The sequence below is a fragment of the Aeromicrobium sp. YIM 150415 genome (genome assembly GCF_016918125.1).
GTDB classification, from domain to species: Bacteria; Actinomycetota; Actinomycetes; order Propionibacteriales; family Nocardioidaceae; genus Aeromicrobium; species Aeromicrobium piscarium.
Window position 1 is genome coordinate 17,507 of sequence record NZ_JAERWM010000010.1, and the last position, 13,007, is coordinate 30,513.

Consider the following 13,007-nt stretch of genomic DNA (forward strand, 5'->3'; position numbering starts at 1 on the left):
GATCTACTCCCCGGCCAACTCAGGCTGCCTTGCCCAGCAGGCGCAGCTTCACCTCGGCACGATGGCGTGCCTCGTCGTCGTTGTTCGCCTCGGCCTCGGAGAGCTCGTGGCGCACCTGGGCCTCGTCGATCTCCTCCAGCAGCCAGGTGTCCTCGCTGAGGATCGACACGTGATTGTCGGCCACCGAGAGGAAGCCGTCGCCCACCGCGGCCTGGACGATCGCGCCGTCGACCGGCTTGATCATCACGACACCGGGCACCAGCAGCGACAGCAGCGGAGCGTGATCGACGAGCACGCCGAGGTCGCCCTCGGACGTGCGGGCGATGACCTCCGAGGCCTCACCGGACCAGACCACGCGATCGGCCGCGACGAGCTCGATCTGCAGTGCGCCCGCCATCAGGAGTTCTTCTGGATCTCGGCCCACTTCTGATCGACGTCGTCCAGACCGCCGCACATGAAGAAGGCCTGTTCGGCCACGTGGTCGTAGTCGCCGTCGCAGATCTTGGTGAACGCCTCGATCGTCTCCGACAGCGGGACCGTCGAGCCCTCGATGCCGGTGAACTGCTTGGCCACGTAGGTGTTCTGGCTCAGGAAGCGCTGGATACGACGGGCGCGCGAGACGATCGTCTTGTCCTCTTCGCTGAGCTCGTCGACACCGAGGATCGCGATGATGTCCTGCAGCTCCTTATTGCGCTGCAGGATCGACTTGACCCGGGTGGCGGTGTTGTAGTGATCCGCGCTGATGTAGCGGGGATCGAGGATCCGCGACGTGGAGGTCAGCGGGTCGACCGCCGGATAGATGCCCATCGACGCGATCTCACGGTTGAGCTCGGTAGTGGCGTCCAGGTGCGCGAAGGTCGTGGCCGGAGCCGGGTCGGTGTAGTCATCGGCCGGCACGTAGATCGCCTGCATCGAGGTGATCGAGTGGCCACGCGTCGAGGTGATCCGCTCCTGCAGCACGCCCATCTCATCGGCGAGCGTCGGCTGGTAGCCCACGGCCGAGGGCATGCGGCCCAGCAGCGTCGAGACCTCCTGGCCGGCCTGCGTGAAGCGGAAGATGTTGTCGATGAACAACAGCACGTCCTGCTTCTGCACATCGCGGAAGTACTCGGCCATCGTCAGCGCCGACAGGGCCACGCGCAGGCGCGCTCCCGGCGGCTCGTCCATCTGGCCGAAGACGAGCGCCACCTTGTCGAAGACGCCGGACTCCTGCATCTCGTCGATGAGGTCGTTGCCCTCACGCGTACGCTCACCGACACCGGCGAACACCGAGACGCCGTCGTGGTCCTTGGCGACGCGGGCGATCATCTCCTGGATCAGCACGGTCTTGCCGACGCCGGCGCCGCCGAACAGGCCGATCTTGCCGCCCAGCACGTAGGGGGTCAGCAGGTCGATGACCTTGATGCCCGTCTCGAACATCTCGGTCTTGGACTCGAGCTGATCGAAGGCCGGGGCCTTGCGGTGGATGCCCCACCGCTCCTCGGGCTCGAAGGTCTCGCCCTCGGCCAGGTTCATGACGTGGCCGGTGGTGTTGAATACCTTGCCCAGGGTCACCTCGCCCACGGGCACCGAGATCGGGCCGCCCGTGTTGGTCACGGTGCTGCCGCGCACGACGCCATCGGTCGGGCGGAGGCTGATCGCGCGGACCAGACCGTCACCGATGTGCTGGGCGACCTCGAGGGTCAGGGTCTCCTGCGCGCCCTCGATCTGGGTCTCGACGGTCAGGGCGTTGTAGATGTCGGGCATCGCATCGGACGGGAACTCGATATCGAGCACCGGACCGGTCACCCGGGCCACGCGACCCGTGGCGGTCTTCTTCTCTTCGACGGTGGCAGTCATGTCTCTCACTCACTCCCAGCGGCGTCGGCAAGCGCGTTAGCGCCACCCACGACCTCGCTGATCTCCTGGGTAATGCCGGCCTGGCGGGCCTGGTTGGCAATGCGGGTGTACTTGTCGATGAGGTCCTCGGCGTTGTCCGTCGCGGACTTCATGGCCTTCTGACGGGCGGCGAGCTCGGAGGCTGCCGCCTGCAGCAGGCAGTAGTAGATGCGGCTGTGCACGTACTTGGGCAGCAACGCGTCCAGCACCTCGTGGGTGCTGGGCTCGAACTCGTACAGCGGCAGCAGCTCACCCTCCTCGGGCGGCTCGGTGCCCTCGACGACCTCCAGCGGAAGCAACCGGATCGTGGTCGGCTCCTGCGTCAACATCGAGCGGAAACGCGTGAACACGATGTGCAGCTCGTCGACCGCGCGCGCCGGATCGACCGCCTCCTCTGCCGACTCATCGGCATTGAAAGCCTCGACCAGCGTGTTGCCGATCTCTCGTGCCTCCTCATAGGAGGGCCTGTCCGAGAAACCGGTCCACGCGCGGACGAAATCGCGCTGACGGAACGTGAAGTACGCCTCGGCCTTGCGGCCGGCGAGGTAGAAGTCGACCTCCTTGCCCTCGCCGCGCAGCTTCTCAGCCAGCCGCTCGGCCTCCTTGAGCGCATTCGAGGAATACGCTCCGGCCAGACCGCGGTCGCTGGAGATGACCAGCACGGCCGCCTTGGTGGGGTTCTCCTTCTCCGTCGTCAACGGATGGTCGACATCGGAGAAGGTGGCCACCGCGGAGACCGCTCGGGTCAGCTCACGGGCATACGGCGCCGCCGCCGCCGCGTACTGCTGCGCCTTGATGATGCGCGAGGCGGCGATCAGCTCCATGGCACGCGTGATCTTCTTGAGCGACTGCGTCGACCTGATCTTCGCGCGGTATTCGCGGAGCGAGACGGCCATGCTCAGCCTCGCTTCTGCTTGACGATCTGCTCCTGCTCGACGTCCTCGTCCTCGAGCGCCTCGAACTCTTCGTGACCGGCCTTGATCGACTGACCTTCGCTGGTCTCGAACTGGTCGAGGAACGAGTCGTAGGCGGACTCCAGCGCCGAGCCGTTGTCATCCTCGAATCGTCCGCTCTCACGGATCGCGTCGAGGATGCCGCTGTGCGAGCGCTTGACGTAGTCGAGGAACTCGGACTCGAAGCGACGGACATCGCTGACCGGAACCGGATCGAGCTTGCCGTTCTGGATCGCCCAGAGCGAGACCACCTGCTGCTCCATCGGATACGGAGCGTACTGGCCCTGCTTGAAGACCTCCATGATCCGCTGACCGCGAGCGAGCTGCGCCTTGGACGCCGCGTCGAGATCCGAGGCGAACATCGCGAAGGCCTCCATCGCGCGGTACTGCGCGAGCTCGACCTTCAGCGAGCCGGTCACGGCCTTCATCGCCTTGGTCATCGCGGCGCCGCCGACGCGCGACACCGAGATGCCGACGTCGACCGCGGGACGCTGGTCGGCGTTGAAAAGATCCGACTGCAGGAAGATCTGACCGTCGGTGATCGAGATGACATTGGTCGGGATGTACGCCGACACGTCGTTGGCCTTGGTCTCGATGATCGGCAGACCCGTCATCGAGCCGGCGCCGAGATCGTCGCTCAGCTTCGCGCAACGCTCCAGCAGGCGGCTGTGCAGGTAGAAGACGTCACCGGGGTACGCCTCACGGCCCGGCGGACGGCGCAGCAGCAGCGAGACGGCGCGGTAGGCCTCCGCCTGCTTCGAGAGGTCGTCGAAGACGATGAGGACGTGCTTGCCCTCGTACATCCAGTGCTGGCCGATGGCCGAGCCGGTGTACGGGGCCAGGTACTTGAAGCCGGCCGAGTCCGAGGCCGGGGCCGCGACGATCGTGGTGTACTCCAGCGCGCCGGACTCCTCCAGAGCGCCACGCACCGAGGCGATGGTCGAGCCCTTCTGGCCGATGCCGACGTAGATGCATCGCACCTGCTTCTCCGGATCGCCCGTCTCCCAGAACTGCTTCTGGTTGATGATCGTGTCGATCGCGATGGCGGTCTTGCCGGTCTGCCGGTCGCCGATGATCAGCTGGCGCTGACCGCGGCCGATCGGGGTGAGCGAGTCGATCGCCTTGATACCGGTCATCAGCGGCTCGTGCACGCTCTTGCGCTGCATGACCGTGGGCGCCTGCAGCTCAAGCGCGCGGCGGCCGACCGTCTCGACCTCGCCGAGGCCGTCGATGGGATTGCCCAGCGGGTCGACGACGCGGCCGAGGTAGCCGTCGCCGACCGGGACGGAGAGCACCTCACCCGTGCGGCGGACCTTCTGGCCCTCCTCGATCCCGGCGAAGTCACCGAGGATGACGACACCGATCTCGCGCACGTCCAGGTTCAGCGCGAGGCCGAGCGTGCCGTCCTCGAACTCCAAGAGCTCATTGGCCATCGCCGAGGGGAGACCCTCGACGTGGGCGATGCCGTCGGAGGCATCGGAGACGATGCCGACCTCCTCGGCCTTGTCCGCGGTCGGCTTGTAGTCCGACACGAACTTCTGCAACGCGTCGCGGATCTCGTCCGGACGGATCGAGAGTTCCGTCATGTGTGGTGCCTGCCTTCTTGAGGTAGAGAGATCGGGGTCAGCCTGCGAGGGCCCGGCGGGCGGACTCGAGGCGGGTGGACATCGTGGCGTCGACGACTTCATCGCCCACCGTGACCGCGACGCCGCCGACGACGGCCGGATCGACGATCACATTGAGCTGGACCTCGGCGCCGTACTTGCGCTGCAGCACCGACGCCAGTCGCTCGCGTTCGGCGTCATCGAGGTCGTAGGCGGCCCGCACAGTGGCCGCCAGACGTCCGCGGCGCTGGGCGACGAGGACGTTGAAGCCTTCGAGCACCTTCTCGAAGGACCCGGTCCGAGCCACGGTGGCCTGCTGGAGCACCGCCAGGGCGGTGGGGACGACCTTGTCGCCCAGCACATCGGCCAGGAGCTGCTTGCGGGCCGCCACCGGAGCGGACTTGTCGCTCACCGCGCGACGAAGGTCAACATCGCCCAAGACGGCCTGCCCGGCCTCGAAGAGGCCGGTCTCGAAGCGCTGGCCTTCGCCAGCGTCCTGAGCCGAGCGCACGTAGGCGGCGATACCGGCCTGCTCGAGCCCATCGGCGAGGTCACGCCCGGCCGCCCACCGGCCGCCCACAGCTGTGCGCAGCACGCCGACGGTGTCGGCCGAGAACGTGCCCCCGAAGACGGAGGACGCCAGATCCTGCTTGGCCTCCGTATCCGTCGAGGGGTCCGTCAGCACACGACGCAATGCGGGGTTGGCGTCGAGGACGTCGACCGCGGCCAACAGCTGGGTGCCGAGCTCGGCGACATCGCCCTGGACCGCGTCGACCGCGGCCAGGACCTCGTCGCGAGACTTCGCTGACGTTCCGCGCATCAGTTGGCAGACCCCTCGAGCTCGTCGATGAAGCGAGCGACCGTGCGCTTCTGCCGCTCGTCGTCGGCCAGCGACTCGCCGACGATCCGCTCGGCGAGCTCGGTCGCGAGCGCGCCGACCTCGCTCTTGAGCTGAGCGAGGACCTGCGAGCGCTCCGCCTCGATCTGCGCGTGGGCGGTCGAGGTGATGCGCTCGGCCTCGGCCTGAGCCTGGCCGCGCATCTCGGCGACGATCTGCGCGCCCTGCTCCTTGGCCTCCTCGCGGATGGCCGCTGCCTCATGACGGGCATCGGCCAGCTGTGCGGTGTACTGCTCGAGCGCAGCCTTGGCCTCGGCCTGCGCCTGCTCGGCGTCGGCGATGCCGCCCTCGATCGCGGCCGTCCGGTCGGCGTACGCCTTCTCGAAGCGCGGAACCACGAACTTGGCGATCGCAGCGACGAGCAGAAGGAAGACGACCGCGCCCAGAACGATCTCGCTGAGGTGCGGAATCAGCGGATTGGGTTCACCGCTGGCCGCCATAAGCGATTCGGACATGATGCTCCTTGGGTCTCGTACGCCAGTTCAGAGGCCGGCGATCAAATGACGAATGCGAGCGCGATGCCGATGATGGCGAGCGCCTCGGCCAGGGCGAAGCCCAGGATCGCGATCGGCTGCAGACGCGACTGCGACTCGGGCTGACGGGCGACGCCGTTGATGTACGCGGCGAAGATCAGACCCACGGCGATGGCCGGGCCGATGGTCGCCAGGCCGTAGCCAATCATGTTAAGGGAGCCCACGGGCTTTTCCTTTCGTCGTGACGCACCAAGCGTCTCTTCTGGACCGGATCGGTCCGTTGTTCTCGGTCGTATTCAGTTGTGCCGTCCCGGGTTTCCCCGAGACGAAGCCAGATGAGCTCAGTGCTCGTCAGCGAGCGACTCGCCCAGGTAGGTGGCGGCGAGCAGCGTGAAGACATAGGCCTGGAGGAACATGATCAGCAGCTCCAGGACGGTGACGGCCCCGAACATGACGGCCGACAGAATGCCCGCGAAGCCGTTGATGAGGCTCTGCGACTCGAAGAGCAGGTACTCCGCGCCGAAGGCGAACAGCATGAGCAGCAGGTGGCCGGCGAACATATTGGCGAACAGACGCAGCGAGAGCGTCGCGGGGCGCACGAGGATATTGGAGAGGAACTCCAGCGGGATGATGATGATCAGCACCGGGCCCTTGACGCCGCTGGGGATCGTGACGTGCTTGAGGTAGCCACCGAAGCCGTGCTTGCCGATGCCGACGCCGATGTAGAGGATCCAGACCAGCAGCGCGAGGGCGAGCGGGAAGCCGAAGTGCGCCATCGGCGGGTACTGGACGACCGGGATCAGGCCGAAGTAGTTGTTGACCGCGATGAACAGGAAGAGGCTGAACAAGAAGGGCACGAACTTCATGAACTTCTCGGAGCCGATCGCGTCGCGGGCGATGCCATTGCGCACGAAGCCGTAGACGGCCTCCCCCGCATATTGCAAGCGCCCGGGCACAACGGCGGCCGGGCGCGCAGCGAAATAGCTGAAGGCGAAGACGAGGACCGCCGCGAGCACCACGAGCATCATGGGCTTCGTGACCTCGCCGAAGACCGGCGGCAACTGGAAGTCGGCTGGGCCGGGCGGCTGGAATCCATTGCCTCCGGCAGTGCTGATCACGGTCGCGATCGTCAAGTCGTCATTCCTTCATGTGGCGCGGTCGGGTGCTGAACCGCCTGGGCGTGCGTCACGATGCAGTGCTCGGGAAATCCGTCACTTGCTCGTACCTAAGCTATCAGGGCCCTTGTCCTCGTCGTCAGGCAGGTCGAACATCGGAATCCTGGCGCGAGTCGCGTCGACGGTGCTCACGGCCATCCAGACGAGCGTCACGACGATGACGGTGCCCGCGACCGCCGCACGGTGCAGGGGGCCCGCGGGCTCGGCGAACCGGTCCACGACCACGAAGAAGGCCAGCAGCGCGACGACCTTGGTGAAGTAGAACAGCATCGCGGTCGCGAGCGACGCATGTGGCAGCACCGCGACGATCGGACCGAGGAAGGCCTTCGTCGAGCCGAAGAACACGATCACCAGAGCTCCGCCGACCGCCGCGCTGCCGGCCCCGGATGCTCCGTACTCGGCGGCGGCCGCGGCGGCACAGACGGCGATGGCGATGAACGCGGCGGCACCGGTGAAACGCCGGGGCTGCCTCACTTCCATACGCGCTCCTCGATCCGGGGCAGGAGAAGCATGGCCGCGGCCGTCAGAGCGGCGAGCACCCCGAACACCACCACGAGCTGCCAGCCGCTGAAGAGGCTGACGATGACGACGCCGAAGGCGACGAGCGCGGCCGACGCGTACATCAGCAGGACGGCGCGGCGATGTGAGTGGCCGATCTCGAGCAGCCGATGATGCAGGTGCATCTTGTCCGGCGCCCAGGGCGACTGACCGGCGCGCGTCCGGCGCACGACGGCGAGCACCATGTCGAGGAAGGGGATGAGCAGGATCGCGAACGGCAGGATGAGCGGCAGGTAGGCGGCCAGGAAGCTCGCATCCGCTCCCCCGATGCCCTCGGAGATGCTGGTGGCGGGGAACTGGCCGGTCAGGCTGATCGCCGAGCAGGCGAGCACGAAGCCGATCAGCATCGATCCGGAGTCGCCGATGAACATCTTGGCGGGGAAGAAGTTGTGCGGGAGGATCCCGAGACAGGCACCTGCCAGCCCGGCGGTCAGCAGCGCCGACGACATCGCGCGGGACTCGCCGTTCTCGACCGCCAGCACGAAGGCGTACAGGAAGAACGCGATCGCGCCGATGCCGACGATCCCCGCCGCCAGACCGTCGAGACCGTCCACGAAGTTGACGGCGTTGACCGTGGCGACGATGACGAAGACGGTCAGGATCATCGCCTGGATCTGGTCGAGCCCGAAGTAGGTGCCCGGCAGCGGCAGATAGATGAACTGGACGCCCATCGCCACGACGACGACTCCGGCGAAGACCTGCCCGGCCAGCTTGCTCAGGGCGTCGAGCTCGAAGACATCGTCGATGATCCCGACCGCGCAGATGATCGCCCCGCCGATCAGCACGGCGCGTGCGTCCTCGAAGACGGTCGTCCCCGCTCGCGACAGGAACGGCAGCTGCGTGGCGACCACGAAGGCGGCGATGAGTCCGAGCAGCATGGCCGGTCCGCCGAAGTACGGCATCGGCACCGCGTGCACGTCACGGTCGCGTACCTTGGCGACGGCCCCGAGCGAGTGCGCCGACTGACGCGCCACCGACGCGAGCAGATAGGTGACCGCGAGGGCGATGCCGAACACGACGAGGTATTCGCGCACTAGGGAGCGTCCTGCGCGGGCTCGATGGTGTTGTTGAAGGCGTGGAGGGTCTCCAGCGCCACCGCGCCCTGGCGCAGCACACGCGGACTCGAGCCGGTGGCGTCGAGGATCGTGGAGGGCACTGCATCGGCCGTCGACCCGCCGTCGAGGTAGACCGTCACGGTGTCGCCGAGCATCTCCTCCGCCTCGCCGACCGTCGTGGCGGGAGGCTCCCCCGTGCGATTCGCGCTGCTCACCGCGAGAGGGCCGGTGACATCGAGCAGTCGCCGGGTCCGTTCATCGGCGGGGACGCGCACGGCGACCGTCCCGTGCGTCTCTCCGAGATCCCACGTGAGCGAGGGCTGGGCCTGCAGGACGACGGTCAAGGCGCCCGGCCACACCTCGCCCAGCAGGCGGCGCAACCATCCCGGGACATCCGCGACGAGTGCATCGAGGGTCTCGGGACGGCCGATCAGGACCGGAGGTGGCTGACTTCGCGTTCGGCCCTTGGCGTCGAGCAGACGACGCACAGCGGTGGGCGAGAAGGCATCGGCCCCCACGCCGTACACCGTGTCGGTCGGCACCACGATCAGCTGTCCGGCGCGAACGGCCTGACTGGCCGCCGCGATGCCGCCTTCGAGATCGGTGGTGAGGTCGCGCGTCGTCACGCCCGCCAGCGTAGCCGCCGCTTCCCGGCCGCCCATCGCGCCCTCGTGCGTCAGCGCCGGCGCCCGGAGACCGATGATGATGTGTTGCGGTCGTTATGGCAGCCGCAACGCATCGTCGTCCGTCCGGGCGCGCACGAAAGTTGATGCATCGGGGTCGCCCCGGCGACCGCTACGCATCATCATCAGTGCGCGGCGTAGGCGATCGGGAGCGCCACCATCGCGAAGCGCGCCAGTCGGCCGACGAACACCGCCACGCTGAACAGCACGATGTTCTGCCGGGCGACACCGGCCATCACCGCGACGATGAACAGCGGCGGTATCCCGAAGATGGCAGCGGCCAGGATGGTCAAGGGGCCGAGGCGCGGGTCCCCGAGCCAGGTGAGGAGCAGGTCACCGGTCTGCCGGATCCACAGCCGGATCCGGGATGTCGGCGGCGGGAGGCTGTCACGGGACTGGGCCTTGCCCACGCCGAGCTTCTGCGAACCACCGCGGGCGAGGACGAAGAGCACGACCTTGCCGGCCACGGTGCCGAGCGCCATGGCGATCACCGCGAGCACCGTGGTGCTGGGCTGGGCCGCGGCAGCGACGACACCGACGTAGAGCTCGGAGTTGAAGATCGGGATGATCGAGGACAGCACACCGAAGCCGAGCGCGCTGAGTATGGTCAGCAGATCACTCACACTCGGCCCTCCGAAGGCCGCTGACCGGCGTGGCCGTCACGCCGCGATTTCCCGCGCCGATGCCAGTCTCGCCACCCGCACGGCGCTGGCGATCTTGACGGCAATCTGTGCCAACACGATGATCAGCGCCACCCACAGGTTGCCGATGACGACGGCCACGACGATGCCGACATTGTTGAGCGCCTTGGCCGGATGCGACCAGTTGTACCGGAAGACCTTCTGGTCCACCTGCGCGAAGTAGTTGGGGCTCACCAGGGGCCACAGCAGGAAGGACAGCGAGAGCACATTGTCGACCACCATGAAATTGAGCAGGAAGATGGCGATCGGCACCACCAGGTGCGGCTGCTCGAGGATCAGGCCGCACGCGAGGAGGGCGGTGCACAGACGGTCGCTGCAGATGTCGAACACGGCACCGGCACGCGTCTCCTGGTCCAGGATACGGGCGAGCAGGCCGTCGAGGCTGTCCCCCAGCCAGTAGGTGAGATAGCCGGCGATGAGCCACGGCACCCGGTCATCGGCGCTGAGCGCCACGAGCGCCAGCGCGGTCGCGGCGACCGTCCGCACGATCGTGACGAGGTTCGGAACCGTGCGAAACGGGCCCGGACCGGGCAGGTGCGTACTCACGGTCAAACCCTACGATGCCGCAGAGAACGACCGTGGACGGGTGCCGCAGTCACCGAAGCTGTGGCTTGCGGGCTGTCAGGAATCTCGGCCGTTCGGCGAGGTCGCGATGATCCTGGACGTCGGTCCACCGCCGCGCGAACACCTCCGGCGCGCTGACCGCCTGCGCGTCGGCGTGCTCCGCGCCGACCACTCCCCCGGGACGCAACAGACGCCAGGCGGTCTGTTCCAGCACCCGCATGGCGTCCAGGCCGTCCTCGCCGGACCAGAGCGCCAGCGACGGATCGTGGTCGCGGACCTCGGCTGTCACGCTCTCCCATGCCTCGAGGGGGATATAGGGCGGATTGGAGACGACGACGTCCACCTGCCCGGTGAGGTCCTCGAAGGCATCGGCCATATCGCCGTGACGCAGGTCCACGCCCGTGCCGTCGAGATTGCGCTGGGCCCAGCCGAAGGCCCGTTCGTCGAGCTCGACGGCGTGGACGCGGGCCTTCGGCACCTCGTGCACGAGCGACAGTGCGATCGCGCCCGAGCCGGTGCACAGGTCGACGACGACGGGATCGTCCCGAGTCGATGCCTGCTCGACGGCCCAGCCGGCCAGCAGCTCGGTCTCGGGCCGCGGTACGAAGACGCCGGGTCCGACGTCCAGCTCGACATAGCGGAAGGCAGCCGACCCGGTGAGGTGCTGTAGCGGCACCCGTCGGCTGCGTGCCTCGACCAGCTCGCGATAGGAACGCCGTTGCACGTCATCGAGGCGCGCGGAGACGATCAGCAGTGCACGCGGCACGCCGGTGACATAGGACATCAGCAGCTCGGCATCGGCGCGTGGCGAGGCGACTCCGGCGGCCGCCAGCTCGCCCTCGGCCCGCTCGAGCTCTGCCCGCGTACTCATCGCTGTCCCACCTGTACCGAGATGTGCTCGCCATGAGTCGACCCGAGCCCACTGGGGTTGACGAATGGGGAGCACATCTCGGTACAGGGTGCGTTCATGAGCGGTCCTCGAGGGAGGCGAGTCGTTCGGCGAGGTCGGCCTCGACCAAGGAGGCGATGACGCCGTCGAGTGCCCCGTCCATGACCTGGTCGAGGTTGTAGGACTTGTAGCCCGTGCGGTGGTCGGAGATGCGATTCTCCGGGAAGTTGTACGTGCGTACGCGCTCGGAGCGATCGACAGTGCGGACCTGCGACTTGCGGACATCGGCAGCCTCCGCGTCCGCGGCGGCCTGCGCGGCGTCCAGCAGCCGCGACCGCAGCACGCGCAATGCCTGCTCCTTGTTCTGCAGCTGGCTCTTCTCGTTCTGCATGCTCACGACGATGCCGGTCGGCAGGTGCGTGATCCGCACGGCCGAGTCGGTCGTGTTGACGCTCTGCCCGCCGGGCCCGGAGCTGCGGAAGACGTCGATGCGCAGATCGTTGTCGTTGATCTCGACATCGATCTCCTCCGCCTCGGGCAGCACCAGCACACCGGCGGCAGACGTGTGGATGCGCCCCTGCGACTCGGTCACCGGCACCCGTTGGACTCGGTGCACGCCGCCCTCGAACTTCAGCTTGGCGTACGGCGCCTCGCCTGGATCGGGCGTGCCCTTCGCCTTCACCGCCATCGTCACCGACTTATAGCCGCCGAGGGCGGACTCGGTGGCATCGAGGATCTCGGTGCGCCATCCGTGCTGCTCGGCGAAACGGGTGTACATGCGCAGGAGGTCGCCCGCGAACAGGGCCGATTCCTCGCCGCCCTCGCCGCCCTTGATCTCGACGATGATGTCCTTGCCATCGGAGGGATCGCGCGGGACGAGCAACTGCTGGAGCCGCTCAGCCAGCTGGTTCGCCTGCTGCTCCATCTCGTCGATCTCGTCGTCGAGGCCGAGTTCACGGGCGGCGCCGAGGTCGGCGGTCGCCTCCTGCCAGGCGCGATAGGTGCGCACGATGGCACCGAGCTCGGCGTAGCGCTGCCCGAGCCGCTTGGCGCGGGCGGGGTCGCTGTGGACGGCAGGGTCGGCCATCGCCGTCTCCAGCTCGTGATGCTCACGAACGAGCTGATCGACCGCCTCGAACACATCGACTCCTCACGTCACGACGGGTCTGGAAACACCAGAACGCCGGCCCTGTCGTGCAGGACCGGCGTTCGGACGGACTTACTTCTTGCCGTAACGCTTCTCGAAGCGCGCGACGCGTCCACCGGTGTCGAGGATCTTCTGCTTGCCCGTGTAGAACGGGTGGCAGGCCGAGCAGACGTCGGCACGGATGTTGCCCTCGGTGGCGGTGCTGCGCGTGGTGAACGTGTTGCCGCAGGTGCAGGTGACCTGGGTCTCCACGTACTCGGGGTGGATGCCTTGCTTCATGATGAGTCCTCTCTGCAGGTCGCTGGGTCGAGCCGCGGCGCGCCTCGTGAACCAGAACCAAGGAACGATTCTGCCAGTTGCCCTCTTGTTAACGACACCCGGGGCGGCTTTGTTCCCTACCGGTGGCCGGGCCCCGACCTCCCCCGCCTG

The 13,007-nt window shown here is 67.5% G+C and carries 16 protein-coding genes; all 16 read right to left on the minus strand.

Annotated elements, in window-relative coordinates; genetic code table 11:
- Window positions 1–19: 19 nt before the first annotated feature.
- A complete protein-coding gene (locus JL108_RS05705; protein WP_143911702.1) occupies window positions 20–397 on the minus strand; it encodes a F0F1 ATP synthase subunit epsilon in 378 nt (125 codons plus the stop codon).
- Window positions 397–1,839, minus strand: a complete 1,443-nt coding sequence (atpD, locus tag JL108_RS05710) for a F0F1 ATP synthase subunit beta (protein WP_143911703.1) — start codon at window positions 1,837–1,839, stop codon at window positions 397–399. The genes JL108_RS05705 and atpD overlap by 1 nt, the downstream gene beginning before the upstream one ends.
- Window positions 1,840–1,844: 5 nt before the next feature.
- A complete protein-coding gene (locus JL108_RS05715) occupies window positions 1,845–2,774 on the minus strand; it encodes a F0F1 ATP synthase subunit gamma (RefSeq protein ID WP_143911704.1) in 930 nt (309 codons plus the stop codon).
- Window positions 2,775–2,776: 2 nt separating this feature from the next.
- The gene (gene atpA / locus JL108_RS05720; RefSeq protein ID WP_143911705.1) at window positions 2,777–4,417 is read right to left on the minus strand and encodes a F0F1 ATP synthase subunit alpha; all 1,641 of its coding nucleotides are present in this window, start codon (window positions 4,415–4,417) and stop codon (window positions 2,777–2,779) included.
- A gap of 37 nt (window positions 4,418–4,454) precedes the next feature.
- The gene (locus JL108_RS05725; RefSeq protein WP_143911706.1) at window positions 4,455–5,255 is read right to left on the minus strand and encodes a F0F1 ATP synthase subunit delta; all 801 of its coding nucleotides are present in this window, start codon (window positions 5,253–5,255) and stop codon (window positions 4,455–4,457) included.
- Window positions 5,255–5,788 (minus strand): F0F1 ATP synthase subunit B, encoded by a 534-nt coding sequence (locus JL108_RS05730; RefSeq protein WP_143911707.1) that lies wholly within the window; start codon window positions 5,786–5,788, stop codon window positions 5,255–5,257. Before JL108_RS05730 ends, JL108_RS05725 begins: the two co-directional genes overlap by 1 nt.
- 41 nt (window positions 5,789–5,829) lie before the next feature.
- On the minus strand, window positions 5,830–6,015 hold the full coding sequence (locus tag JL108_RS05735; protein ID WP_087622973.1) for a F0F1 ATP synthase subunit C: 186 nt from the start codon (window positions 6,013–6,015) through the stop codon (window positions 5,830–5,832).
- A gap of 132 nt (window positions 6,016–6,147) precedes the next feature.
- Entirely contained in the window at window positions 6,148–6,939 is a 792-nt protein-coding gene (gene atpB / locus JL108_RS05740) for a F0F1 ATP synthase subunit A (RefSeq protein ID WP_240190711.1), read from the minus strand.
- A 78-nt stretch (window positions 6,940–7,017) separates the two neighbouring features.
- Window positions 7,018–7,461 (minus strand): hypothetical protein, encoded by a 444-nt coding sequence (locus JL108_RS05745; protein WP_205197468.1) that lies wholly within the window; start codon window positions 7,459–7,461, stop codon window positions 7,018–7,020.
- Window positions 7,452–8,573, minus strand: coding sequence for an MraY family glycosyltransferase (locus JL108_RS05750; RefSeq protein WP_143911709.1), 1,122 nt, complete (start codon window positions 8,571–8,573; stop codon window positions 7,452–7,454). Before JL108_RS05750 ends, JL108_RS05745 begins: the two co-directional genes overlap by 10 nt.
- A complete protein-coding gene (locus tag JL108_RS05755; RefSeq protein ID WP_307837199.1) occupies window positions 8,573–9,220 on the minus strand; it encodes an L-threonylcarbamoyladenylate synthase in 648 nt (215 codons plus the stop codon). The genes JL108_RS05750 and JL108_RS05755 overlap by 1 nt, the downstream gene beginning before the upstream one ends.
- Window positions 9,221–9,402: 182 nt before the next feature.
- Window positions 9,403–9,900, minus strand: a complete 498-nt coding sequence (locus JL108_RS05760) for a hypothetical protein (RefSeq protein WP_205197470.1) — start codon at window positions 9,898–9,900, stop codon at window positions 9,403–9,405.
- 36 nt (window positions 9,901–9,936) lie between these two features.
- Entirely contained in the window at window positions 9,937–10,524 is a 588-nt protein-coding gene (locus JL108_RS05765; RefSeq protein ID WP_205197471.1) for a CDP-alcohol phosphatidyltransferase family protein, read from the minus strand.
- A gap of 49 nt (window positions 10,525–10,573) precedes the next feature.
- Entirely contained in the window at window positions 10,574–11,413 is an 840-nt protein-coding gene (gene prmC / locus JL108_RS05770; protein ID WP_205197472.1) for a peptide chain release factor N(5)-glutamine methyltransferase, read from the minus strand.
- A gap of 94 nt (window positions 11,414–11,507) precedes the next feature.
- Complete coding sequence (gene prfA / locus JL108_RS05775) at window positions 11,508–12,572, minus strand: peptide chain release factor 1 (RefSeq protein WP_205197473.1); 1,065 nt, start codon at window positions 12,570–12,572, stop codon at window positions 11,508–11,510.
- 78 nt (window positions 12,573–12,650) lie between these two features.
- A complete protein-coding gene (rpmE, locus tag JL108_RS05780; protein WP_087622967.1) occupies window positions 12,651–12,857 on the minus strand; it encodes a 50S ribosomal protein L31 in 207 nt (68 codons plus the stop codon).
- Window positions 12,858–13,007: the final 150 nt, after the last annotated feature.

Coding starts and splice junctions, on each gene's coding strand:
- atpA (WP_143911705.1), bottom strand. CDS start 4,417: ATGACGGAACTCTCGATCCGTCCGGACGAGATCCGCGACGCGTTGCAG.
- JL108_RS05725 (WP_143911706.1), bottom strand. CDS start 5,255: ATGCGCGGAACGTCAGCGAAGTCTCGCGACGAGGTCCTGGCCGCGGTC.
- prmC (WP_205197472.1), bottom strand. CDS start 11,413: ATGAGTACGCGGGCAGAGCTCGAGCGGGCCGAGGGCGAGCTGGCGGCC.
- JL108_RS05730 (WP_143911707.1), bottom strand. CDS start 5,788: ATGTCCGAATCGCTTATGGCGGCCAGCGGTGAACCCAATCCGCTGATT.
- rpmE (WP_087622967.1), bottom strand. CDS start 12,857: ATGAAGCAAGGCATCCACCCCGAGTACGTGGAGACCCAGGTCACCTGC.
- JL108_RS05745 (WP_205197468.1), bottom strand. CDS start 7,461: ATGGAAGTGAGGCAGCCCCGGCGTTTCACCGGTGCCGCCGCGTTCATC.
- JL108_RS05705 (WP_143911702.1), bottom strand. CDS start 397: ATGGCGGGCGCACTGCAGATCGAGCTCGTCGCGGCCGATCGCGTGGTC.
- JL108_RS05715 (WP_143911704.1), bottom strand. CDS start 2,774: ATGGCCGTCTCGCTCCGCGAATACCGCGCGAAGATCAGGTCGACGCAG.
- atpD (WP_143911703.1), bottom strand. CDS start 1,839: ATGACTGCCACCGTCGAAGAGAAGAAGACCGCCACGGGTCGCGTGGCC.
- JL108_RS05735 (WP_087622973.1), bottom strand. CDS start 6,015: ATGATTGGCTACGGCCTGGCGACCATCGGCCCGGCCATCGCCGTGGGT.